At 57.5% G+C, this 23,792-nt stretch carries 27 protein-coding genes; 8 read left to right on the top strand and 19 right to left on the bottom strand.

The window, feature by feature from the left end:
- From ACR0AH_RS13295 to ACR0AH_RS13275, 5 genes are all read left to right on the top strand, one after another.
- Positions 1 to 1,119 carry a DNA polymerase III subunit delta' gene (locus tag ACR0AH_RS13295; protein WP_480592273.1) on the top strand — a complete coding sequence of 373 codons (1,119 nt, stop codon included), beginning with the start codon at positions 1 to 3 and terminating at the stop codon, positions 1,117 to 1,119.
- Positions 1,119 to 1,925, top strand: coding sequence for a TatD family hydrolase (locus tag ACR0AH_RS13290; protein ID WP_170424075.1), 807 nt, complete (start codon positions 1,119 to 1,121; stop codon positions 1,923 to 1,925). The genes ACR0AH_RS13295 and ACR0AH_RS13290 overlap by 1 nt, the downstream gene beginning before the upstream one ends.
- Positions 1,922 to 2,719, top strand: a complete 798-nt coding sequence (locus ACR0AH_RS13285) for an MBL fold metallo-hydrolase (RefSeq protein WP_170403925.1) — start codon at positions 1,922 to 1,924, stop codon at positions 2,717 to 2,719. The genes ACR0AH_RS13290 and ACR0AH_RS13285 overlap by 4 nt, the downstream gene beginning before the upstream one ends.
- A gap of 44 nt (positions 2,720 to 2,763) precedes the next feature.
- Positions 2,764 to 3,696, top strand: coding sequence for an AEC family transporter (locus ACR0AH_RS13280; RefSeq protein WP_480592271.1), 933 nt, complete (start codon positions 2,764 to 2,766; stop codon positions 3,694 to 3,696).
- A gap of 72 nt (positions 3,697 to 3,768) precedes the next feature.
- A complete protein-coding gene (locus ACR0AH_RS13275) occupies positions 3,769 to 4,455 on the top strand; it encodes a CbiX/SirB N-terminal domain-containing protein (protein WP_480592269.1) in 687 nt (228 codons plus the stop codon).
- A gap of 24 nt (positions 4,456 to 4,479) precedes the next feature.
- Here the strand turns inward: ACR0AH_RS13275 and ACR0AH_RS13270 are convergent, their stop codons facing one another.
- From ACR0AH_RS13270 to ACR0AH_RS13250, 5 genes are all read right to left on the bottom strand, one after another.
- The gene (locus tag ACR0AH_RS13270) at positions 4,480 to 5,478 is read right to left on the bottom strand and encodes a diguanylate cyclase domain-containing protein (protein WP_480592268.1); all 999 of its coding nucleotides are present in this window, start codon (positions 5,476 to 5,478) and stop codon (positions 4,480 to 4,482) included.
- Entirely contained in the window at positions 5,475 to 6,062 is a 588-nt protein-coding gene (locus ACR0AH_RS13265) for a heme NO-binding domain-containing protein (protein WP_480592266.1), read from the bottom strand. Before ACR0AH_RS13265 ends, ACR0AH_RS13270 begins: the two co-directional genes overlap by 4 nt.
- Before the next feature lie 123 nt (positions 6,063 to 6,185).
- On the bottom strand, positions 6,186 to 7,745 hold the full coding sequence (locus tag ACR0AH_RS13260; RefSeq protein ID WP_170397009.1) for a trimethylamine methyltransferase family protein: 1,560 nt from the start codon (positions 7,743 to 7,745) through the stop codon (positions 6,186 to 6,188).
- A 113-nt stretch (positions 7,746 to 7,858) separates the two neighbouring features.
- Positions 7,859 to 8,554 (bottom strand): HAD family hydrolase, encoded by a 696-nt coding sequence (locus ACR0AH_RS13255; protein WP_480592265.1) that lies wholly within the window; start codon positions 8,552 to 8,554, stop codon positions 7,859 to 7,861.
- A gap of 19 nt (positions 8,555 to 8,573) precedes the next feature.
- Positions 8,574 to 8,858 (bottom strand): DUF3572 domain-containing protein, encoded by a 285-nt coding sequence (locus ACR0AH_RS13250; protein WP_170397013.1) that lies wholly within the window; start codon positions 8,856 to 8,858, stop codon positions 8,574 to 8,576.
- Between the two features lie 83 nt (positions 8,859 to 8,941).
- On the opposite strand from ACR0AH_RS13250, the gene ACR0AH_RS13245 reads away from it, so the two are divergent.
- A complete protein-coding gene (locus ACR0AH_RS13245) occupies positions 8,942 to 10,348 on the top strand; it encodes a diguanylate cyclase (RefSeq protein WP_480438776.1) in 1,407 nt (468 codons plus the stop codon).
- A gap of 4 nt (positions 10,349 to 10,352) precedes the next feature.
- On the opposite strand, the gene ACR0AH_RS13240 is transcribed toward ACR0AH_RS13245, so the two are convergent.
- The 4 genes from ACR0AH_RS13240 to ACR0AH_RS13225 are packed head-to-tail and all read right to left on the bottom strand — an operon-like array spanning position 10,353 to position 12,236.
- Positions 10,353 to 10,826, bottom strand: coding sequence for a periplasmic heavy metal sensor (locus ACR0AH_RS13240; RefSeq protein ID WP_170397015.1), 474 nt, complete (start codon positions 10,824 to 10,826; stop codon positions 10,353 to 10,355).
- On the bottom strand, positions 10,823 to 11,167 hold the full coding sequence (locus ACR0AH_RS13235; protein ID WP_170397018.1) for a hypothetical protein: 345 nt from the start codon (positions 11,165 to 11,167) through the stop codon (positions 10,823 to 10,825). The genes ACR0AH_RS13240 and ACR0AH_RS13235 overlap by 4 nt, the downstream gene beginning before the upstream one ends.
- Positions 11,160 to 11,774: an RNA polymerase sigma factor gene (locus ACR0AH_RS13230; RefSeq protein ID WP_170403958.1), complete on the bottom strand. Its 615-nt coding sequence runs from the start codon at positions 11,772 to 11,774 to the stop codon at positions 11,160 to 11,162. The genes ACR0AH_RS13235 and ACR0AH_RS13230 overlap by 8 nt, the downstream gene beginning before the upstream one ends.
- A 6-nt stretch (positions 11,775 to 11,780) precedes the next feature.
- The gene (locus ACR0AH_RS13225) at positions 11,781 to 12,236 is read right to left on the bottom strand and encodes an EF-hand domain-containing protein (RefSeq protein WP_170403961.1); all 456 of its coding nucleotides are present in this window, start codon (positions 12,234 to 12,236) and stop codon (positions 11,781 to 11,783) included.
- 221 nt (positions 12,237 to 12,457) lie between these two features.
- Here ACR0AH_RS13225 and ACR0AH_RS13220 point away from each other — a divergent pair, with 221 nt between their 5' ends.
- Together ACR0AH_RS13220 and ACR0AH_RS13215 are read left to right on the top strand one after the other, a co-directional pair.
- Positions 12,458 to 12,856 (top strand): DUF983 domain-containing protein, encoded by a 399-nt coding sequence (locus ACR0AH_RS13220; RefSeq protein WP_170397024.1) that lies wholly within the window; start codon positions 12,458 to 12,460, stop codon positions 12,854 to 12,856.
- Positions 12,853 to 13,554, top strand: coding sequence for an NUDIX hydrolase (locus ACR0AH_RS13215; protein ID WP_480592291.1), 702 nt, complete (start codon positions 12,853 to 12,855; stop codon positions 13,552 to 13,554). The genes ACR0AH_RS13220 and ACR0AH_RS13215 overlap by 4 nt, the downstream gene beginning before the upstream one ends.
- On the opposite strand, the gene ACR0AH_RS13210 is transcribed toward ACR0AH_RS13215, so the two are convergent.
- From ACR0AH_RS13210 to nuoI, 10 genes are read right to left on the bottom strand one after another with little or no spacing between them, the layout of a single operon-like run.
- Positions 13,551 to 15,218: a ribonuclease J gene (locus ACR0AH_RS13210; RefSeq protein WP_170733151.1), complete on the bottom strand. Its 1,668-nt coding sequence runs from the start codon at positions 15,216 to 15,218 to the stop codon at positions 13,551 to 13,553. The two genes, ACR0AH_RS13215 and ACR0AH_RS13210, sit on opposite strands and share 4 nt — an antisense overlap.
- The gene (locus tag ACR0AH_RS13205) at positions 15,215 to 15,994 is read right to left on the bottom strand and encodes a type III pantothenate kinase (RefSeq protein ID WP_480592263.1); all 780 of its coding nucleotides are present in this window, start codon (positions 15,992 to 15,994) and stop codon (positions 15,215 to 15,217) included. The genes ACR0AH_RS13210 and ACR0AH_RS13205 overlap by 4 nt, the downstream gene beginning before the upstream one ends.
- A gap of 12 nt (positions 15,995 to 16,006) precedes the next feature.
- Positions 16,007 to 16,756, bottom strand: coding sequence for a biotin--[acetyl-CoA-carboxylase] ligase (locus ACR0AH_RS13200; protein ID WP_170403973.1), 750 nt, complete (start codon positions 16,754 to 16,756; stop codon positions 16,007 to 16,009).
- A 54-nt stretch (positions 16,757 to 16,810) separates the two neighbouring features.
- Complete coding sequence (gene nuoN, locus ACR0AH_RS13195; protein ID WP_170397032.1) at positions 16,811 to 18,253, bottom strand: NADH-quinone oxidoreductase subunit NuoN; 1,443 nt, start codon at positions 18,251 to 18,253, stop codon at positions 16,811 to 16,813.
- 15 nt (positions 18,254 to 18,268) lie between these two features.
- Entirely contained in the window at positions 18,269 to 19,813 is a 1,545-nt protein-coding gene (locus ACR0AH_RS13190; protein ID WP_480592262.1) for an NADH-quinone oxidoreductase subunit M, read from the bottom strand.
- Positions 19,813 to 21,975: an NADH-quinone oxidoreductase subunit L gene (gene nuoL, locus ACR0AH_RS13185; RefSeq protein WP_480592260.1), complete on the bottom strand. Its 2,163-nt coding sequence runs from the start codon at positions 21,973 to 21,975 to the stop codon at positions 19,813 to 19,815. Before nuoL ends, ACR0AH_RS13190 begins: the two co-directional genes overlap by 1 nt.
- Before the next feature lie 6 nt (positions 21,976 to 21,981).
- Positions 21,982 to 22,287, bottom strand: a complete 306-nt coding sequence (gene nuoK / locus ACR0AH_RS13180; RefSeq protein WP_005984024.1) for an NADH-quinone oxidoreductase subunit NuoK — start codon at positions 22,285 to 22,287, stop codon at positions 21,982 to 21,984.
- A 4-nt stretch (positions 22,288 to 22,291) separates the two neighbouring features.
- Positions 22,292 to 22,894 (bottom strand): NADH-quinone oxidoreductase subunit J, encoded by a 603-nt coding sequence (locus ACR0AH_RS13175; protein ID WP_170397038.1) that lies wholly within the window; start codon positions 22,892 to 22,894, stop codon positions 22,292 to 22,294.
- Entirely contained in the window at positions 22,891 to 23,301 is a 411-nt protein-coding gene (locus ACR0AH_RS13170) for a carboxymuconolactone decarboxylase family protein (RefSeq protein ID WP_010442761.1), read from the bottom strand. Before ACR0AH_RS13170 ends, ACR0AH_RS13175 begins: the two co-directional genes overlap by 4 nt.
- The gene (gene nuoI, locus ACR0AH_RS13165) at positions 23,298 to 23,792 is read right to left on the bottom strand and encodes an NADH-quinone oxidoreductase subunit NuoI (protein ID WP_170397042.1); all 495 of its coding nucleotides are present in this window, start codon (positions 23,790 to 23,792) and stop codon (positions 23,298 to 23,300) included. Before nuoI ends, ACR0AH_RS13170 begins: the two co-directional genes overlap by 4 nt.

Here is a 23,792-nt window from a genome sequence, read left to right as displayed (position 1 = left end):
ATGAGCGACGATATCCAAACACCGGATCAGGCCCCTGGTGCCCCGCATCCGCGCGAAACTCTCAAGCTGTTCGGACAGGATGCGGCCCAAGAGGCGATTTTAACCGCGTATAACTCGGACCGGCTGCACCACGGCTGGTTGCTAACGGGGCCGCGCGGCGTGGGCAAGGCTACCCTTGCCTGGCGCATTGCACAGTTTTTGTTGGCCACACCTCCGGCAGATGAAGGCGGGTTGTTTGGTGCCCCTCCTGCGCCTGAGACGTTGGACATCGACCCGGACCACCCCGTCGCACACCGTATCCAGGCGGGGGCCGAGCCCGGCCTTGCCGCAATCACCCGGTCCGTCAACGATCAGGGACGGCTGCGCAACGAAATCGTTGTCGATGACATCCGCAAACTGGGCAAGTTCTTCGGCCTGTCCTCTGCCGATGGTGGTCGCCGGATTGTTATCGTCGATTCAGCGGATGAAATGAATGTCAGCGCCGCCAATGCGCTGCTGAAAATGCTCGAAGAACCCCCAGCGCGCACGACGCTGCTGCTGGTTTCACACCAACCTTCGCGCCTGCTGCCGACCATCCGTTCGCGTTGCCGCACGCTGCGGCTTTCACCCCTTGGCGCAGATGACATGCAGGCCGCGCTAGCGCAGACCGGCACAGAAATCCCTAGTCGGGCCGAGCATTTGGCAGCCCTCGCCGCCGGTTCAGTGGGTGATGCCGTCCGCTTGATCAATCTCGGCGGGCTAGAGCTTTATGCCGAGCTGATTGCAATTCTGGGCTCCCTTCCCCGGCTCGACCGCCAGCGCGCCCTGAAACTGGCAGAAGCGGCTGCTCAGCGAGGTGCTGCGGAACGGTTTGATCTGCTGCTTTCGCTGATCGACGTTGCGCTCTCGCGTTTGGCGCTGACAGGTGCAAAAGGTGCCGCCCCCATACCCGAGGCCGCCCCGAATGAGGCTGAAACTCTGTCGCGCCTCTCTAACTCGCAGCACAAGGCCCGCCAATGGGCGGAGGTCGCCGCGCTCATCACGGCGCGCGCACGACACGGGCAGGCGGTGAACCTTGACCCTGCCTCGCTTGTCCTAGATACGGTGTTCAAGATACAGGAAACCGCCGGTCACAGCTGATGAGCCTCACCCCCGAAATTACCGACAGCCACTGCCATCTGGATTTCCCTGATTTCGACGGTCAGTTGGATGATATCGTCGCCCGCGCTGCCGAGGCTGGCGTGACCCGCATGGTGACCATCTGCACCCGGCTGCGCAACGAACCCGCTGTGCGCGCCATCGCCGAGGCTCACGCCCCAGTCTTCTACGCTGCAGGCACCCACCCGATGAGCGCCGCTGATGAGCCGATGGCCACGGTCGATGAGCTGGTCGCATTGGCTAAGCATCCCAAGTTCGTGGGCATTGGGGAAAGCGGGCTTGATTATCACTACACGGCCGAGTCGGCAGATGTTCAGAAACAATCGCTGCGCATCCATATCGAGGCCGCCCAGCGCACTGGCCTGCCATTGATCATCCACGCGCGCGCTGCTGATGACGACATGGCCCGCATTCTGACCGAAGAGCATCGTAATACGCCCTATTCCTGTGTCATGCATTGTTTCTCTTCATCGGCTGAACTGGCGCGGGCCGCGCTTGATCTGGGCTTTTACCTGTCCATGTCCGGCATCGCGGCCTTCCCAAGAAGCCAAGAACTACGCGATATCTTCGCTTCAGCTCCGGTTGATCGTATTCTGGTCGAAACCGATGCGCCCTATCTTGCCCCCCCACCATATCGCGGTAAACGGAATGAGCCCGCCTATACCGCACACACCGCCCGTAAAGGGGCTGAGGTCTTCGGATTGGATTACGCAGATTTCGCCGCAAAAACGCAGGCCAATTTTGATCGGCTCTTCACTAAAGCCGCCACATACAAGGCGGCTGCATGAGCGAGCTGCGCCTGACAATCCTGGGCTGCGGGTCATCCGGTGGCGTCCCCCGTCTCGGGGGGCATTGGGGCGATTGTGATCCGGAAAACCCGAAAAACCAGCGGCGGCGATGCTCGTTACTGGTCGAACGGGACGGGCCGGATGGGACTACGTCGGTTCTGATCGACACCTCACCTGATATGCGTAGCCAATTGCTGGACACCGGGACTGGGCGATTGGATGGTGTCGTCTATACGCATTCCCACGCGGACCACATGAATGGGATCGACGATCTGCGGATGATCGTTTTCAATATGAAAACCCGCGTCCCCGTCTGGGCCGATGGTGACACGCAGAACGATCTGCTCAGCCGGTTTGGCTATGCCTTCGTTCAGCCCGAAGGATCGCCCTATCCGCCCATACTCGACCTCAAGACAATCAATGGGCCGTTCGAAATTCCCGGCCCAGGCGGCACGATCTCGCTTCGGCCATTTCGCGTGAACCACGGATCGATTGATGCGCTTGGCTTCAGAATGGGAAACATCGTCTATCTGCCTGATGTAGCAGAGCTTTATGATGAGAGCATGACTGAACTGGCGAATCTGGACTGCCTGATTATTGACGCTCTACGTCGTTCCCCGCATCCGACACATGCCCATCTGGAAAAGACGCTGGAGTGGATCGACCAATTGAAACCAAAACGCGCCGTTTTGACCAACATGCATATCGATCTGGATTATGCGACGGTCGATGCGGAAACACCGGATCATATCACGCCTGCCTATGATGGCATGGTGATCCGGCACGCCCTGTAAGGCATGCTGCTGCACGCGCTTACGATACCCCGTATGGCGCCGCCATGTTACAAAGCCTGATTGATGTCATCCTGCCGGTGTTTCTGGTCATCGGTGCCGGATACACGGCGACGAGGTTCGGCTATTTTCGCGAAAGCCATATCGATGGGTTAATGAGTTTCACGCAGAACTTTGCCATTCCCTGCCTACTGTTTCTCGCCATTGCCAATCTCGATCTCGGCACCAGCTTCGATCCTCGGCTTTTGGTCAGTTTCTATTCAGCAGCTGGTCTGTGTTTTGTCGCTGGTATGATCGGTGCGCGCCTGATCTTCGGACGAGCGTGGGAGGATTCGGTTGCTATTGGATTTTGCTGTCTGTTTTCAAACTCGGTCCTCTTGGGGTTGCCTATTACCGAGCGCGCCTATGGGGTCGAAAATCTAGTTGGCAACTTCACAATCATCGCGTTCCACTCACCCTTTTGCTATTGCCTCGGCATCACGGTGATGGAGGTGCTTCGAAACCGCGGAAACGGCGGAGTGCGGATGTTGAAATCCGTGCTGTCGGCCATGTTCAAGAATGCACTCATTCTTGGGATCTCGTTGGGGTTTGTCGTAAACCTCACTGGACTGGCCATACCCGGAGTTGTGAACGAAGCCTTGAACCTGATCACCCGCGCGGCCTTGCCCGGTGCCCTGTTCGCGCTGGGGGGCGTGCTGGTTAAGTACCGACCCGAGGGCGATCTGCGTACCATTATTTTCGTCTGCTGTATCTCATTGATGCTGCACCCGAGCCTGGTTTGGTTCTTCGGGTCATCTCTGGCGTTGCCGCAAGACCTGTTCCGCTCGGGCGTTCTTACCGCAGCGATGGCGCCGGGGATCAATAGCTACATCTTCGCAAACATGTACGGACATGCCAAACGTGTGGCCGCGTCGTCGGTTCTGATCGGAACGACCGCGTCAATATTGACGGTCTGGTTGTGGCTGACTCTACTGGGATGACGAAATTGCCAACACCGCATTGACTCTGCCCACCAGCAATACATCTATCGCAGAACCTATCCGGAGCCCTGCATGACACACGCCGTTATCGTCGCCCATGGCCAACCCTCGGACCCTGCACCTGCAGAAGCTGCGCTAGCAGCCTTTGCGCGAGAGGTAGATGAGTTATGTCAACGGGTTTCGGTATCGTCGGCCACATTGGCAGCCCCGCAGGCGTTGGAAAATTGCCTTGATGGATTGACCAGCGACACGGTTATCTACCCCTTATTCATGGCGCGCGGCTGGTTTGTCACCAGCGCTCTGCCAAAGCGGATTGGTCAGCGTTCTGTCACGATTCTGGACCCCATGGGTATCGATCCCGAACTGCCAGCCCTGATTACAGCGGCCATACATCAGGAACTGACGAACAGGGTTTGGAGCGCGGCGGACACAGATCTTGTGATCGCTGCACATGGCTCGGGCCGCAGCGCCAATCCGGCCATTGTCGCAAAGGGTTTCGCCGAGAATCTGGGTCGGCTTACCGCGTTCAATAGCATTCGCACCGGGTTCGTTGAGCAAACCCCATCAATTGCGGACGCCGCCACCGGGTGCGGTGGCAAGGCGCTGTGCCTGCCGTTTTTTGCCTGCACCGGAGGCCATGTTTTGGAAGATGTACCCGAGGAACTTGCCCGCGCCAACTTTCACGGACACGTAATGCCTGTGATTTCAGAGCTTCCTCAGGTCAAGCGACACATCGCGGCGATGTTGGATACACTGTAGCGAAGCAAAGGGGGGCCACCTGCGTCAACCGGAATGCTGCGCATCCGATAGCTCGCAATAGAAACGGTGGCAGGATCGCCCGCTTCGTTTCGCTGCGTATAAAGCCAGATCGGCGGCATGAAGAATATCTTCGGCCTTGGGCACTCCGAATTGTGTCGAGAGTGCTGTACCAATACTTGCCGATATACGGCAGGTTGCCCCATCGAACTGCATCGGCTTGCACAGGCGTGAAATCAGGCGCCCTGCAATAACATCAAGCTTTGTACGATCGTTCATGCCCTTAAAAATCAAGACAAACTCATCACCCCCGACTCGGGCAACCGTGTCGTCGCTGCGTGTGACGTCCAGCATGATCTTTGCGGCTTGCTGCAGAACATAGTCCCCTGCAGCATGCCCCAATCGATCATTGACCGATTTGAAGAAATCCAGATCCAGATGCATCATTGCAAAACTCGATTTCGACGAAATCAAATGCCCCAGTATATGATCCATCGCGCGTCGATTTTTCAGCCCGGTCAACGTGTCCGTATAGGCTTGTTCTTCTGCCGCCAGCATCGCACCTTGCAGACGCAAGTTCAGCGAGCGTGACGCTTCCATCGCGGCAGAATTTGCCTCGACCAGATACAACAATTCTATGGCCAGATCAGTGCCCGGGAAATCGGTGCTGGTCAGAGAATAGTCGCGTACCGCATCCAGTATCGAAATTCCAAACGACAGGTTGATGACCGCCCCGCTTCCGCCAGGAAACGGCGCGATCAGACCTTTGAACGCAGTCTGCGGCCGGTCTTGAAACCTGAGGTTTAGCTTTCGGTCCGGCACCATCATCAGCGCAGCTACTGTCGTGATTGAGCGAGGGCGCACCAGTTCAAAGACATCCAGAAAGCTTCGGCCGACCATAGGCCGATCCGGACGTAGCTTCTGCAGAGTTGGTCCAACCTGCCCGATCCGCCCCATGTCATCTACAAGGACGAACATCGGACATAAGGTGTCCAGCAACTGTCCAAGATCTGCGGTCTTGATCATGATTTACGTGCCCCAAGATCAAAGTGACGCCCTTCGGCAAACGCGCTTTCGATCAATGTGATTGAAATCAACTCAGCCCCGTTTTGGCACCCTTCATTGGAAAGGATCACCAACGCCCCATAGTCATCCGCCATGGCTCGTAGTACACCTGTCATGACGCTGGAATACCCCGGCAAATCAGGAGTACAGTGCAGGTGATATTCCCCGGGCGAGTGTTCTTGCAGTTCCAAATCCGGCAATCTCAGATCGGACACAGCGAGGCGGACGCGATCCGACAGATCATCAAGCGAATGCAGAAACTCCAAATAGGTGACCCCGCCAAAACGCAATAACCTGCGTAAATCTTCCATGTTCGAGTGTGAGACCAGATAAGTGCCCAGATCCTCAAGAAATTCGGATTTTAGGCGGTTCAAGTCAGCGCACAAAGCGTCGAGCACTCGGGTCGATATCTCCGCGTCATAGATCAACATCGCCTCGAACTCGTCAAATCCCAGCCCGGCCGTATGAGTCGCGCGCAACCAGCATTGACGTCCGTAGGTGGCGCAGACAAAGGATTGGATCGCCCTGTTGATCAGCCCGTGCATGAGTCGCCTCAGATTGAAAGACACTCTCAAGTGATCGCAGAAAACTTAACAAACACCCAAAATCCGATACAGGATTATGAGAATCCGATCTAATCCCAAACTGAAGTGCGGATTGGGCAGCGATCAGAAATCGGTCGGCGCACCGCCTTCGGCCTTGCGGCGCTCAACAAACTCGGCCAGCTCCTCGCGGATCGCCTCATCCATCTTCGGGGCTTCGAAATTGTTCACGATCTCTTTGAACATCCGATGGGCACGTTCCGCAGTCCAGATACCACCAGCTGCTTCCCAGGCTTCGAAGTTTTTCCAGTCACTCAGGAACGGCTGATAAAATGCGGTGGTATAACGATCTTGCGTATGTTGGATGCCAAAGAAATGCCCGTCGTTTCCAACAGACCGGATCGCTTCAAGGGCGATGTCATCCGGGCCCGTTGCTGTCAGTTCCGGCTGCATATACCTCTGAATCTGCTGAAGGATTTCGCAATCCATGATGAATTTCTCGGGGCTTGCGATAAGGCCTCCTTCCAGCCAGCCTGCCGCATGATATACCATGTTGGTGCCTGACTGCACCGCCGCCCAAAGGGAATTCGAGGTTTCCCAAACCGACTGCCCATCGGGCACATTTGCCGCGCAAACGCCCGAGGACCGCATAGGCAAGCCATAATACCGTGCCATCTGCCCAGTCATCTGGGTCGAGCGCATGTATTCCGGTGTCCCGAATGCAGGCGCACCGGATTTCATATCGACATTCGAAGTAAAGGTCCCGATCACGCATGGAATACCCGGGCGAACGTACTGAAACAACGCAATCGCGCACAGCGCTTCGGCAAGCGATTGTGCCACTGCGCCAGCCATCGTCACGGGGGCCATCGCCCCGGCCAGAGTGAAAGGTGTCACGACAATTGCCTGCCCACGCCGCGCAAGCCGCAGGCAGCCATCGATCATTGGATGGTCGTGTTTCAACGGTGAGGTCGAGTTGATGTTAGTGTACATCCGGGGCGTGGCCTCGAATTCCTCGTGGCTCAGGCCACCCGCGATACGCACCATCTCCATCACGTCTTCGACGCGCTCTTTCCCCAGCGAATAGGCATGCATTGCCTTATCAGTCAGGGTCAGCTTGTCATAAAGCACATCAAGGTGCCGTATGCTGGCATGGATATCGACCGGCTCAACCGGATATCCACCTGCAAAGTGGATACAGTTGAAGTATTGCGTCAGCTTCAGCAGGTCCTGACACATCCGCCGGGTGCCGGGCACTTTTTTTCCGATTTCCATGTCCCAATAATTTGGTGGGGATGAAACATTGCCGAACAGAATGGTCTTGCCACCAATCTCGATCTGATGCTCCGGGTTGCGCGGCGTGATGGTAAATTTGTTGGGCGCCTTGCTCACCATTTCCATCACGAAATCCCGGTCCATACGGACGTTGTCGCCGGAAATTGTACAGCCCGCCTTGCGCAGGATCCCGATGGCTTCTTGATTGTAGAACTCGATGCCGATCTCTTCGAGAATCCGCATGGCACCTTCGTGAACCGCTTCGATTCCCTCGGGTCCCAACGGCTCGATTGGCTTGTCGATGTTTGTGGGCGGGTTCCAGGGCATCTGCTCGATCACCGCCGCGCCGCGCCTCGCGGCTGCGCCCGCGCGTCCACCACCGCGACGTTTGCGTGTCTTGCTCTCAGCCATCACCATCCTCCGCGCTTTCACTCCTATGAAAGCCCCGAAGACTCAGCATCGCCGTTCTGTCTGCGACAAGAGTTGTCGGTTTTATTACCCAACCCGGCGATTTGGAACCGAGGTTATTCGGTTTTCGACAACCAGCCGGGAATGTGCCCGATGTTGGGCAAGACGACATCCGCCAGCGGTTCGAGTGTTTTGGCCGTCGCCATGCCGGTCAGAACCCCGATGGTGACCATCCCTGCGGCGCGTCCCGCCTCTAGATCGTGAAGACTGTCACCAACTATCGCAACACGAGATGGCGCGACCTCGACATGCTGAGCAAAGGCCAATAGCTGCCCCGGACCTGGCTTGTAACCATGTCCGCTGTCATATCCGGCTACAAAATCAAAATGGTCTCGCACACCAACGGACTGCAGGTGCTGCAGGGCCGGCATTTCAGCATCGTTCGTCGCAACGCCCAGTTTCAGCCCGGCGCGACGCAGCTCGGCAAGGAATGGTGCCAAGGGAACGGCTTGGATCTGCTCTGCGTTCGCTGACGCCCGGTTGAGTGTTTCGATCAGGTGCCCCAGAGATACCTCAGGCAAATGCGGTGTAAGGGCTGCAGCAACTTCATCGACCGTTCCGGCGATGACTACGCTATTCGGGTCGTAGCTCTCTTGTTCAAAATCAAATCCGATGGCCTTCCCCAACTCGGTCGCGCGCTGCACATCTCCATCAGAGAGCTGCAGCATCGCGATACGCCCGAACGCACCCCAAGTGGCTGCAAAATCAAAAAGAGTACCGTCCTTGTCGAACACGAGGGCGTCGATTGCCATGAAACAAATTTCCTTTGGGTTAGGTCCAGTGCATATCCGAAATTCCGGACAACGCGGCACGGGCTTGACCCGGCTCTTCGTAGGGCACGGAATTGGCGTCACAAAAAGCGATCACCCATGAATCGTCAAGCAGCAGAAAGTCCAACACAGACCCAAGAAATTCAGCCTCACCCGCACGGTCGCGCAAATCTTGTTCCGAGGCACCTGTCGCCCCCAGGAAAACGGGCAGCAACTCATCATTTCCCACCAGCCAGCCCAGCACATTCAGGGCCAGAGTTTCAGCGGAATTGGCGGAGATCGGCATAAACTGGCCTCGGACACTGTGTTGGAAAGGGTTTGTTAACCAGACTCATAAACACTTTAGCAACGCATGCAATCAAACGGTGAATGGCTATGTCTGTACAAGGCACCATACTCGTCCTCGACGGTGTTTCGACCAATCGTATAATGCTCAAGGTTCAGTTGACGGCCGCCTGGTACCATGTCGTGCAGGGTGAGAAACTGGCCGGGCTTGGTGCATTGCTGCGGCGGACACGGCCTGATCTGGTTCTTACAGCGCAAACTCTGCCCGACGGAACCGCTGTGGATGTTAAGAAAGTGATGACGGCAGATCCTGCCCTGATCGATGTGCCGATTGTGGCGATTGCACCGCAAAACGACAAAGCAGCGCGGTTGAAAGCACTGTCGGACGGGCTGGACGATGTGCTTGGCTATCCGTTCAAAGATACTCTTCTATTGGCCCGCGTGCGCAGCTTGTTACGTACGCGCGCCGAACGGCAGGAATTAAACATCGAAGGTTCGGTCCAAACCATTGGTTTTGGCGAGGCGCCACAGGTGCTGATCGCCCCGCCATCGACGGCAGAGATCGCGATCCTGACGCAAACAGTTCGAACCAGCGCGTTGTGGAGTAATGCTCTGACCCATCAAACCCGGCATCGTGTGACCGGCCATACTCTGCCTGATCTCAAAGGCATCCTGTCCGGAACGATCCCGGACGCGATTGTTGTTGAGCTTGCACCGAATAGCTCGGGGCGGAACCTTCTGGCAGATCTTCGGTCGCGCGGTGCGACACGAAATACGGTGCTGATCGGTGTGTTGCCGGATGATAATCCCGCACTTGCGGCCGAGGCGCTGGACCGAGGTGCTGATGCGGTCTGCATGGGCGGGTTTCAGACAGATGAGATATGCTTGCGGCTTGAAACTCTGATCGCCCGCAAGACCCGAGACGACAGATTGCGAGCGACATTGCGCAGGGATTTGGCCGAATCCCTGATCGATCCGCTGACCGGACTGTTCAATCGCCGCTATGCGATGCGCGCGCTGGACCAGATCGCGCATCAGGCCCCAGAAACGGAACACGGATTCGCCGTGATGCTGGCCGATCTGGACCACTTCAAGGCAATCAATGACCGTTACGGTCACGCCGCGGGGGATTTGGTTCTGACCGAAACCGCGAAAAGGCTGCGAGTCGTGATAGGAAAAACCGGTTTTGTCGCGCGTATCGGCGGCGAAGAGTTCATGATCGGGCTACCGAATGCCTCAACCGACCAAGCGCTGAAGCAAGCGAAGCAGATCTGTGAAACAATTTGCGAAACACCTTTTCAGCTGCCGGATCGTCCAGCCCCAGTACCCGTAACGATCAGCGTGGGGGTGAAATTATGTACCCCGCCCGAACTTTCTCATCCAGGCGAAACAGACCCGGTTGGTCGATTGATCAGCTCGGCGGACAAAGCACTTTATGCCGCCAAAAAAGCGGGCCGCAACCAGGTACAGATTCGGCAAAGCGCAGCGTGACTAGTCAGTCCCGTTTTTTGTGTTTGCGCGGGCCGCGTTTAACTACGTCCTCCAGCCGGTCCGCGTAAGCGGCACGTTGGTCATCATTCATGGCCGAGATCTGGGCCAGCCATTGCTGATGAAGCGCAGTCTGCAGATCAGCAGTTGCCTTCGACTGCTGTGCCAAAAGACTCGCAACCGCTGCGGGATCGAAAGGCACGGCCCTAAGCACTTGACTAAGAGCAGTAAAATCCTGCTTGCGCCGATGTGATCCTTTTCCGCGCAGGTCCGACAACTCACCTCTCAGAGCCTTTCGATCCGACTTTGGCAGCGCATAATACAGCGCCGGGCCAAATCCCGGAGGCGCATCGGCATGAGCGCTTCCTTTGAAGCGCAATGCCGCACCCAAAATGACTCCGACAATCAGCAGATTCAAAGCAAGAGAGACAACCAGCAATATCGGCATCCATTTGCGTTTGGGTGCGGGATGATCGCTCATTCTGCGTCCTCCAGATAGTTTTCGTCTAAATTCAGATCGGCCATCAGATAGGTCGTCTCTTGTGAGATGAAATAATCAACAGGGTCCGGCAAGAAGGCCGGAGCGGAGAACCCGATCCAGACGCCAGCTGCGCTTGCGGCCACAAGACCGCTCAACCCTTGCCACCCCCCGATAACGCCTATCTTTTGCCGCCATGTCCGCCGCTGCGGTCTTGCGGTTCGGGCCAGACGTATGGCTTCAGCATCCGTTTCGATGCGAACAGCAAGATCGTCAGGAAACGTATCCCGCGCCGCACGCGCCCGTGCAAACAGATGGTCGAGTTCGTTATCTTGATCAGCCATGTTCGTACCCCAGTTCATCCCGACGCCCCGCCAGTATCGCGGTCAGAGATCGTTTGCCACGCGCGGTCAGGCTTTCAACCGCCTCGACCGAAATATCCATGATCCCCGCGATTTCGGGATTGGACAATTCTTCGATGTGCCGCAGAACCACAGCCTGCCGCTGCCGGTCCGGCAAATGCTCCAATGCAGCCTGCAACGCGTCCTTGCGGGCACTCTCCTGCATCTGGTCGACCACACTGGCAGTCTCATCTTCGGGTTCGGCCACATTGTCCAACGCTTGAGGCCGCTTTTTCCGGCGCAAGTCCACACATAGATTCAGTGTTACGCGATAGAGCCAGGTCGATAACTGCGCCTGCCCCGGCACCCAGTCAGGTGCCATCTTCCAAAGGCGCATCATCGCTTCTTGCGTCACGTCCTCTGCTTCTGCTGGGTTTCCCAGCATTCGCAAAGCCACGGAATAACTTCGCGGCCCCAACCGCCCGGTCAGCAGGCGGGCCGCCGTAGCATCGCCATCAGAAAACCGGCCCAGCAACTCTTCGTCGCTGGGCTCGGGCATGGCAGGTGTTCCGCCATGCTCGATGTCGGGATAAGAGGTCAGATCCTCCATCCCGCATCAGTTGTTGTCGGTGTCCGACTTCTGATGCCGCTTGTGTTTCCGGCCCATTTTGTCTTTTGCATCCGCGTATTCCTGTTCTGAGATCGAACCGTTGCCGTCGGCATCGATGCGCTCGAACATCTTGGAGGCGCGGCGCGGTTTCGGCAATTCATCTTCGCTAAGGAAACCATCCGCATTTGCGTCGTGCTTTTCGAACATCTTGGTAACACGCTCGTTGGCCTTGGTCTGCGCCGCGGCCTGCATTTCTTCGACGCTCAGTTGGCCGTCGCCATCCGTATCGGCAGCGGTGAATTTCTGGTTGCGATGTGTCTCGATCTCGGCCTGAGTCACCTGCCCGTCCCCGTCGGCATCCAGTTCCTGAAATGTCGCACGCGGGCCCTTGGCCAAAGCGGAAGTGCCGGTCACAGTAACTGCAGCTACGACGATTGCCGAAATGAAGCTTTTGGTTTTCATTACATAGTTCCCTGAATTTGGCGGCCATTTGCCGCTGTTGATACCTATTCAAACGCGGCTTGGGCGGGTTTCCGTCGCTTCCGGCACAACTTTTTTTGCTTTATTTGAAACGCCAATAGAAAATGATACGCTAAGCAGCAGCGCCACAAAGCGACGCACCCCCCTTTTCCGTTGGGTCTGATCCTGCCTATATGCCTCCAGGAAAGATGCGCGAGATACATATGATTGACCAAACTATTGACAGTTCGCTCGAAGAAGACCGCCCAACAAAACCCGCATTGATCCGAGGGTTCCGGTGCAAATGCCCGAATTGCGGTGAGGGTGCGCTGTTGCACAGCTATCTCAAGGTGAATGACACCTGTTCGGAATGCGGGCAGGAATTGTTCCATCATCGCGCTGATGACGGCCCGGCCTACCTGACGATCCTGCTGGTGGGGCACCTTCTGGCACCCGCCCTTCATGTCTCTTACGTGCAGTGGCGTCCCGATCCATGGACCATGGCGATTGCATTCTCGATCGGCTGCGTCGCGCTATCCCTGTTCCTTCTGCCCCGTCTCAAAGGGGCCGTTGTCGCCTATCAATGGGCGCGGCGGATGCACGGGTTTGGCAAGGCCGGATGACGGCGGATAAAACCGCAATCCGGGATGCTGCTACCGTAATCGTATTGCGTGATCGGTTCACAGACCCGTCGATCCTGATGGGCCAACGCGGTGCCAAGGCTGCGTTCATGCCGAACAAATTCGTATTCCCGGGCGGCGCGGTTGATGCTTCCGATGCAGGCATCCCGCTCAGTACGCCATTGCCCGATCTATGCACCGATCGCCTGTCACAACAATCAGCGCCAAACTTGCAGGCCTCTCTGGCTGTCGCGGCGATCCGAGAGTTGTGGGAAGAAACCGGGCTTGTTCTGGGACAACAAGGGAATTGGCAAGGCGCGATCCCGGCCGATTGGCAAAGCTTTGCGGCGATGGGCTACCTGCCGTCTGCGGAAGCACTGCAATTTGTCTTTCGCGCAGTCACACCACCGGGGCGACCCCGCCGGTTCGACGCCAGGTTCTTTCTGGTCGATGCGGACGCGATTCAGGGGGATCTTGACGACTTCACCCATGCCTCGGACGAGCTATCGCATTTGCAATGGGTCAAGATCAGCCAAGCGCGGGAGTTCGACCTGCCCTTCATCACCGAAGTTGTTCTGGCCGAAGTCGCTGCCCGTGCAGAGGACCCGAACCCGCCTGAAACCGTTCCCTTCTTTCTCAACAACGAAGAGGCCAGCCTTTTCCTGCAGCTTCGGGGCTATCCGATGCCCTATGCAGATTAACGCATTCGGCTAACAACCACTGTTACCTCGGGTTTCTTGCCGATCTCGGCCTGCGCGGTCTGACGTGCGATCCGGCGCAACCCTTCTTCCAGTTTGTCGTCATCACGCAGCGTCTTTGCGCCCGCACGCATCAGGAACTGGTTCAGGTCCTCTTCCAGCACCTCAATCAGCCCCGCGCGGGATGATCCCATTTCGGGCAGGCCCATCGTATCGCACCACGGCTCACCCAGCGGTTCGTCTTCTTCGTCCAATATCACCGTGATGGTGATATGGCCGTTCAGCGCCATGCGAATCCGGTCGCGCACCACGCCGTCCAAGGCGCCGATTTTGACTGTACCATCCAGATAGGTCCGGCCAGTCTCGATATAATCCGCCACTTTGGGCGCATTCCCAGTCAGATCCAGCATAGTGCCGTTAACAGCGAGAATCCCAGTACGTCCGCCCGCTTCGGCCAGTTTGGCATGCTCACGCAAGTGGCGGTGTTCGCCATGCATCGGGATGACCATCTGCGGATCGATCAGAGCGTGAACCTTCTCAAGATCAGGCCGGTTGGCGTGACCCGAGACGTGATACAGACCAGAGCTGTCATCGACCACATCCACGCCCTTCTCACTGAGCTGGTTCATGATGCGGATCACGCCACGTTCATTGCCGGGAATAGTCTTGGACGAGAACAGAAACAGATCGCCCTCTTTCGCTTCTAGTCCGCGATACTTACCGCGCGCCAGTTGGGCGCTGGCTGCGCGGCGTTCGCCTTGGCTGCCAGTCACAATCAACATCAGGTTCGCGCGCGGCACGTCGACGGCCTCTTCGGCGCTGATAACCTTTGGAAAATCGGTCAGGATGCCGGTCTCGGTCGCCGCCTCGATCATACGCCGCATCGCACGACCCAGCAGAACGACCGAACGGCCGGCTTTCTGTCCCGCCTCTGCCAGCGTTTTCACGCGTGCCACGTTCGAGGCAAACGTGGTTGCGATGACCATGCCGCTGGCCTCTTGAACCAGACGGGTGATCTCGGGGCCGACTTCGGATTCCGAACGCCCGGGATGGCTTGAGAACACATTAGTACTGTCACAGATCAACGCTTTGACGCCGGGCTTTGCCACCTCGGCCCACAGATCGGGATCGAATGGTTCGCCCACGACCGGGTTGGAATCGAGCTTGAAATCCCCCGTATGCACCACGCGTCCGGCAGGCGAGTCGATAACGAGCCCTGCACTTTCAGGGATGGAATGCGAAACCGGCAGGAAACCAACGGTAAACGGGCCAGCCTTGATCTGTTCGGGCCATGGAGACGCAGTTTGCACCGCCTCGGTCGGGTGGCCGCGTTCTTCCATCTTGCGACGCGCGATATTGGCGGTAAAAGCGCGCGCGTAGACCGGCGCGCCTAAAGCCTCATAACAGTGGGCCACCGCCCCGACATGATCTTCGTGCGCGTGAGTGACAAAAACTGCTTCCAGCTGATCGGCGCGCTCTTTCAACCAGGTGATGTCTGCAAAGATCAGATCCACGCCGGGCGAGGTGTCCATGTCCGGGAAGGCAACGCCAAGATCCACAAGGATCAACCGCTCTTGCCCCGGCTTACCGTAACCATAGACATAGGCATTCATGCCGATTTCGCCTGCACCGCCCAGCGGCAGATAGATCAGTCGTTCACTGCTCATGTTGAGCCATTTTCCTTGTTATAGCGATGTATCACGGTCAACCCGTGCATCGTCAGATCATCCTCGATAGCGTCAAAACCCACGTCAGCCTGGTCAAACAGAGGCGCCAGGCCACCGGTACCGACGACTTTCATCGCCATTCCGTATTCAGCTTTCACGCGCGAGATCAGCCCTTCGATCAGGCCGGAATATCCCCAATACACGCCGGACTGGATACAGCCAACCGTGTTTGTTCCAATCACTTTATCGGGCCTCGTGATGTCGATATGCGGCAACGCCGCGGCACCTTGATGCAGTGCCTCAAGGCTCAGGTTCACGCCAGGGGCGATGATACCACCGACATAGGCGCCGTCGGCTGCGACTACGTCGAAATTCGTAGCCGTCCCAAAGTCAACCACAACCACATTGCCGCCATGGCGGTCGAACGCCGCCGCCGCGTTGGCCAACCGGTCCGGACCGGGCACGGTGCCTTCGTCCACGCGCGGATTGACCGGCAGCAGGCAATCTGGCTTGCCAACAACAATCGGCCGGCATCCAAAAAAGCGATCAGCAAAGACCCGCAGGTTGAACACCACGCGTGGCACGGTTGAGGCGATGATCACATCCGAGATATCAGCTTCGATACCGTAGTGTTTCACCAAGGTTGAATACCAAGTGAAATATGCGTCCGCTGTGCGGGCATGATGAGTTGAGGTGCGCAGGGTGCACAGAAACTTTTCGCCATCCCAGATCGAGAAAACGGTGTTGGTATTGCCGCAATCAATCGCCAGAAGCATCCCGCGCCCCTTTCAGAAGTACACATCCGCAGCCGGAATGCTGACCCGGCCCTTGGCGGTGTTTAGGACAAGGCTACCACCCACGTCTACCGTTTCGAAGGTTCCAACCGTTTCGGACGTGGCTGTACGAGCGGTTATGACTTCGCCCAACCGCGCTGCTCGGGATAGCCAGGCGGTGCGGATCGGTTCGAACCCGTAGGTCATGAACTGGGTCTCATAATGCGCATAAGCTACCGCCAGTTCGGTCAGAAAATCCTCGGGGGTGGTGAGCGCGCCGGTTTCCGAGAGCAGAGAAACAGGTCGCACCGCTCCGGCTTCGACGCGATCAGTGCCCGGTGCCTCGGACAGGTTCACCCCAACCCCTATCGCCAGATGTGACACCCCCCGGCCCTGCCCCGTGCTTTCTAGCAGGATACCCGCTAGTTTTCCGCCGTTGAGCAGCACGTCATTGGGCCATTTCAGTGCCAAACCTACTGCGCGCCCCGTTACCGCCACACAGGCATCATACAGGGCGAGCGCTGCGACAAAACTTCGAAGGGCCGCCTGTTCCGGATCACCCGGCGGGCGCATCAGCAAAGTCGCTGCCAGATTACCTTTGGGGTTGGCCCAGGCTCGCCCGCGCCGACCACGCGCGGCGGTCTGATGATGTGCCATGATCCAGACCGGACCGGTCGCTGTTGGCGCAAGCCGCACCGCCTCATTCAGAGTACTGTCGACTTCTTTCAGTATATGCAGGCCATATCCCTGCGGCCATTCGCTCATGTCAAAAAGGCCCGGTCGCGCGACCGAGCCTCGGTTGATCGAAACGCGGCAGTATCAGTTGACAAGCGTCGCCGCAGCAGCTGCAGCTGCCCCTTCCACACCGAACTGATAAAATACGCCAATCAACATCAGAGCCGCAGAGCCCATCAGCGCTGCCCACAAAACCGGGGTCGAGCGGATCTCGATCGGGTCTTCATTCTCCGCCCCGAAATACATGTAGAACACGATCCGCAGATAGTAGAACGCACCAATGACCGAGGCGATGGCCGAGACGATCACCAGCCCGAACAGGTCGGCATCGATACCCGCTTGCCAGACGCCGAACTTGGCGAAGAAGCCCAGCATCGGTGGCACGCCCGCCAGACTGAACATCAAGATCAGGACCGCCAGAGCTTTGCCCGGATCGCGCTTCGAGAACTGACGTAGCGCATCAATATCAGTGACCGGTTTGCCATCACGCTCCATCATCAGGATGAATGCGAAGGTTCCGATATTCATCGTCACATAGATGGCCAGATACATCAGCATTGCCTTGATGCCCATCTCGGTCCCGGCGGCCAGTCCGATCAGAGCATATCCCATATGGGCAATCGACGAAAACGCCATCAGCCGCTTGATGTCACGCTGCCCAATGGCCGCAACCGCGCCCAGCAGCATCGACAGGACCGAAAGCAGCACGATCACTTGCTGCCAATCCTTGATCACGCCTCCGAAGGCATCATGCATCAGGCGCGCGAACAGGGCCATCGCAGCCACTTTCGGAGCGGTGGCGAAGAACGCGGTAATCGGGGTCGGAGACCCTTCATACACATCCGGCGTCCACATGTGGAACGGCACGGCTGAGACCTTGAAGGCCAGACCCGAGATCATGAACACCAGGCCAAACAGGAGGCCAATCGAGACATCTCCATGATGCACCGTTTGGATGATGCCCGAAAACAGCGTGGTGCCAGTGAAGCCGTAAACCAGCGACGCACCATAGAGCAGCAAGCCAGAACTCAACGCGCCCAGCACGAAGTATTTCAGACCGGCTTCGGTGGATTTGGCACTGTCGCGCCGCAAGGCGGCCACGACGTAAAGCGACAGCGACTGCAGCTCAAGCCCCATATAAAGCGACATCAGATCGCCTGCGCTAACCATCATCATCATGCCTACAGCCGCAAGTGCGACCAGCAGAGGATATTCAAAGCGCAACAGATCGCGGCGCGCCATATATTCCTGGCTCATCAGCAATACCGCAGCGGCAGACAGCAGAATCGCAACCTTTGCAAATCGAGCAAAGCCGTCATCCACAAACATGCCGTTGAAGGCCACGTTGGTACCTTCGCCATTCATCGCAATCCAGATTGCCAACACTGCCATCAGACCTGAAGTGGCCCAGACCAGCATGGGAGCCAGAGCATCCTTGGTGGTGTAGACAGCCCCGATCAGCGCCGCCATCGCATAAATTGCCAGAACAATTTCCGGCAGGATGATTGTCAGATCAGCCTGGATCATGTCTCCAAAGCCCCCTTAATGCGAAGCGGCTGTCTGGGTTGCGGCTTCAGCCGCGGCCAGAGCCGTGTCATAGTTCGAGATTAGCGCTGCGGTGGACTGCCCGATCACATCGGTCACCAGCGAGGGATAAACCCCAAGCAGAATGGTCATCACGATCAGCGGCGCGAAGATCAGCCGCTCGCGCGAACTCATGTCTGTGATGGCCTTGAGGCTTTCCTTGATCAGATCTCCAAAAACTACCCGGCGATAGAGCCACAGCGCATAGCCCGCTGAGAAGATCACACCGGTTGCAGCCACAGCCGTCACCCAGGTGTTGACCTGGAATGCGCCCATCAGGGTCAGGAATTCCCCGATGAAGCCCGATGTACCAGGCAAGCCGACATTGGCCATGGTGAACAGCATGAAGACCAGAGCGTAAGCCGGCATCCGGATGACCAAACCGCCATACGCCTCGATATCGCGGGTGTGCATCCGGTCATAGATCACGCCAACACACAGGAAGAGCGCTGCGGAAATGAACCCATGACTGAGCATCTGGAAGATCGCGCCATCAATGCCCTGCTGGTTCGCTGCAAAGATACCCATGGTCACAAAGCCCATATGCGCGACCGAGGAATATGCGATCAGCTTCTTCATATCCTCCTGCACCAACGCGACCAGAGAAGTGTAGACAACCGCAATCGCCGACATCCACAGCACCACATCGGTCATCACCGCCGAACCCACCGGGAACATCGGAAGACTGAACCGCAGGAAGCCGTAGCCGCCCATCTTCAACAGGATCGCCGCCAGAACGACCGAGCCCGCCGTCGGCGCCTGCACGTGCGCATCCGGCAGCCAGGTGTGGACCGGCCACATCGGCATCTTCACCGCAAACGACGCGAAGAAGGCCAGGAACATAAGCGTCTGCATACCGCCGACGATATACACGCCCAGCACGCTGAACCCATCCGACGAGAACTGATGGCTCATCAGAGCTTCGATATCCGTGGTGCCCGCATCCGCATACATGGCAACCATCGCCACCAGCATCAGCACCGAGCCGAGGAAGGTGTAGAGGAAGAACTTGAAGCTGGCGTAAATGCGGTCTTTGCCGCCCCAGATACCGATGATCAGGAACATCGGGATCAGGCCTGCCTCGAAGAACAGGTAAAACAGCACCAGATCCAGCGCCATGAACACGCCCAGCATCAGCGTTTCCAGCAGCAGGAAGGCGATCATGTATTCCTTGACACGATCCGTGACGTTCCAACTGGCCAAAATGGTCAGCGGCATGATGAAGGTGGTCAACAGGACGAACAAAACGCTGATCCCATCCACACCCATCTTGTATTTCAGACCCAGCAGCCACTCGCCCTCTTCCACCATCTGGAAGCCGGTGTTGGACGGATCAAAGCCGGTATAGATGCCGATCGAGACCAGGAAGGTCACAGTTGTGGCAACCAGAGCGACCCATTTCGCGTTGCGCTGTGCGGCTACGTCCTCACCATGCAGGAACAGGGCCAGAATGCCTGCTGCAATGGCGGGGATGAAGGTGACAATAGATAGGATATTGTCCATTAGTGTGCGCCTCCGCCGATCGACATCCAGGTGACGAGGGCAGCAATGCCCAAGACCATCCAGAAGGCGTAAGTAAAGATGTAACCGGTCTGAGCTTTCCCGGCGAGGCGGGTGAAGAAGGGCACGACACCCATCGAAACCCCGTTCAGGAAGCCGTCAATCGTGTTGCCGTCGCCGCGTTTCCACAGGAACCGGCCAAGCGCCACAGTGGGTTTGACGAAAATCGCGTCGTAAATCTCATCAAAGTACCACTTGTTCAGCAGGAACAGGTACAGCGGACGCTGGTTTGCAGCCAGACGTGCAGGCAGTGAGGTGTTCACGATGTAGAACCAGTAGGCCACGATGAACCCAAGCAGCATCGCGACGAAGGGCGAAACCTTGACCCATTTCGGGGCCGCATGCGCATCGTCCAGCACATGGTTGTCAGGTGCCATATAAAGCGCACCTTCACCCGGTTCTCCGGCAAAGACATAGTGGTGATCGCCGCCATGAGCGTCTTTCTCACCATGCCCGTCATCCGCATGGCCGGTATCGGCATGGCTATCATCTGCGTGGCTGTCGTCGGCATGGCTATCCTCGCCATGCGAATCTGCTTTGGCGTGATCGCCCGCCTCTGCATGCTCCGACGCCTCGGCCACCGGAATACCGTAGAATTTACCAACCTTGTCCGCATGTCCGAAGAACTGACCGTACCACAACATGCCCGAGAACACGGCGCCCAGTGATAAAACGCCAAGCGGGATCAGCATGGTCATCGGGCTTTCATGCGCATGCTCGTGCGTGTGCTTGTCACCACGTTCTTCGCCATAGAAAGTCAGGAAGATCAGGCGCCAGCTATAGAACGACGTGAACATCGCCGCGATCACCAGCATCCAGAAAGCGTAACCCGTGCCGCCTGCAAAGGCGCTTTCGATGATGGCATCCTTGGACAGGAAGCCAGCAAAGCCAAAGGTGGTCAGAGGGATACCCACGCCGGTGATGGCCAGCGTACCGATCATCATCGCCCAGAACGTATAAGGGATCTTCTTCCGCAGGCCACCATATTCGGTCATTTCCTGCTCGTGATGCATTGCATGGATGACCGAGCCCGCGCCAAGGAACAGCAGCGCCTTGAAGAACGCGTGGGTCAGCAGGTGGAACATCGCCGCTGAATACATGCCGACGCCAGCGGCCACGAACATGTATCCCAGCTGAGAACAGGTCGAATAGGCGATGACACGCTTGATGTCGGTCTGAACCAGACCCACGGTCGCCGCGAAGAATGCGGTCGAGGCCCCAAGGAAAGTGATGAACCCGGTCGCGCCCGGCGCGAACTCCATCAGCGGCGACATGCGGCAGACCAGGAACACACCGGCGGTCACCATGGTTGCAGCGTGGATCAGGGCCGACACTGGGGTCGGGCCTTCCATCGCGTCCGGCAACCAGGTGTGCAGGATCAACTGCGCCGATTTACCCATCGCGCCGATGAACAGCAGAACGCATATCACTTCGATTGCGGTCCATTCGCCCCACAAGAAGTGTAGCTTTTCTTCTGCCAGCGCCGGAGCCGATGCGAAGATGTCCGAGAAATTGATGCTGTCCGTCAGGAAGAACAGCGCGAAGATTCCAAGCGCAAAGCCAAAGTCACCTACTCGGTTGACGATAAACGCTTTCATCGCCGCTGCGTTGGCGGAAGGCTTACGATAGTAGAAACCGATCAGCAGATACGAGGCAACGCCCACGCCTTCCCAGCCAAAGAACATCTGCACCAGATTATCCGCCGTCACCAGCATCAGCATGGCAAAGGTAAAGAAGGACAGATAGGCGAAGAAACGCGGCTTATAGCTTTCGCCCTCACGCCACTGCGGGTCGTGATCCATGTATCCGAAGGAGTAAAGGTGCACGAGCGCCGAGACGGTCGTCACGACGATCAACATGATCGCGGTCAGCCGGTCCAGACGAACAGCCCAGCTAGTCGACAGCGAACCGCTTTCGATCCAGCGCATGATCTCGATCTGCTGGGTGTGGCCGTCAAATGACAGGAAGACAATCCAGCTGAGCAGACACGCCAGAAACAACAGGCCCGTAGCGGTCCACATGGCGGCTTTCTCACCAATGAAGCGCCAGCCAAAACCGCAGATCAACGCACCCACGAGCGGGGCAAAGAGGATGGTGGTTTCCATGTTCTCTTACCCCTTCATCATATTGACGTCTTCAACCGCGATGGTGCCACGGTTGCGGAAGAAGCAGACCAGAATGGCCAACCCGATCGCAGCTTCTGCCGCCGCCACCGTCAGCACGAACAGCGTAAACACCTGCCCGACCAGATCACCGAGGAAACTGGAAAACGCCACGAGGTTGATATTCACCGCCAGCAGCATCAGTTCGATGCTCATCAGCAGGATGATGACGTTCTTGCGGTTCAGGAAGAGACCGAAGATGCCGATGACGAACAGCGTCGCCGCGACCGTAAGATAGTGTTCAAGTCCGATCATCGTCTCAAAGTCCCTGCCCCGGTTTCACGTCCTTCAACTCCATCGCTTTGGCCGGGTCGCGCATCATCTGGCCGATGATGTCCTGACGCTTGATGTCCTGACGGTGGCGCAGTGTCAGCACAATGGCACCGATCATGGCCACCAGCAGGATCAGGCCCGCCAGTTGGAACAGAAGGAAGTATTGATCGTATAGAATGACGCCGAGCGCCTCAGTGTTGTGGCGGTCGCTCGGTACCGGCTGCGCCAGATTGGCGGCGGCACCCTGCGCGCTGTCCCATGCTCCGATGGCCATGACGAACTGCATCAGGATCACCAATCCGATCAACAGCGCCAGCGGCATGTAGCGCGCCATCTCGGCCTTCAGCTCGGCAAAGTCCACATCCAGCATCATCACCACGAAGAGGAACAGAACCGCGACCGCGCCGACGTAAACGATAATCAGCAGCATCGCCACGAACTCGGCCCCCAGCAGCACGAACAGGCCCGCCGAGGACAGAAAGGACAGGATCAGCCACAGCACCGAATGCACCGGCTGGCGGCTGATCACCGTGAACAGCCCGCCGGTGATGGCGCTGATGGCAAACAGATAGAAGGCAAAGACGGTCATTGATCCTCATCCTCGTTATCACCCATGACCTCTTGCGCCAGATCCAGCGCACGGGTCATGGCCGGGATGCCGGCAAAGACCGACATCTGACCGATCGTTTCCACGATCTCTTGTTTTTTGGCGCCAGCTTCCAGCGCGTGGCGCACGGTCTGACGCACCGCCGAGTCCGCCTGAGCGCCCTGACAGGTCAGCCCGGCCAGCGTCAGCAGAAGGCGCGTTTTGGCGTCCAGCCCGTCCTTGTTGACGGTATTGCCGAACATCATCTCCATGACCTCTTTCGGCATGGTCGGCCACAGCGCCTCGAACCCTTTGGGCGAGAAATTTTCCATCGCCGGGTTCATCGCCTTGGCCATGTCCTGAGCTTGCTTCATCATCAGCTCGAACGGATTTGTCGGACTGTCACTCATCTGTACGGCGCGTCCATTTCCAGATTGCGAGCGATTTCGGCTTCCCAGCGTTCGCCATTATCCAGCAGTTTCTGCTTGTCGTAGAACAACTCTTCCCGGGTTTCGGTGGCGAATTCGAAATTCGGGCCCTCGACGATGGCATCAACCGGACATGCCTCCTGGCAGAAACCGCAATAGATGCATTTGGTCATGTCGATGTCATAGCGCGTGGTGCGGCGGCTTCCGTCTTCGCGCGGCTCGGCATCGATGGTGATGGCTTGTGCAGGACAGATCGCTTCGCACAGTTTGCAGGCGATGCAGCGTTCCTCACCGTTCGGATAACGGCGCAGGGCATGTTCACCCCGGAACCGCGGGGACAAGGGCCCCTTTTCATGCGGGTAGTTCACGGTGGCTTTTGGGGCGAAGAAATACTTCAAGCCCAATTTCATTCCGACCCAGAAGTCCTGCAGCAGGAAATATTTGGCGGCGCGGGTGTAGTCGATTTGAGTCAT

Source organism: Ruegeria sp. AM5, assembly GCF_056540645.1.
Note: the sequence above shows the minus strand (reverse complement) of the source record. Positions and strands in the feature narration are given on the sequence as shown.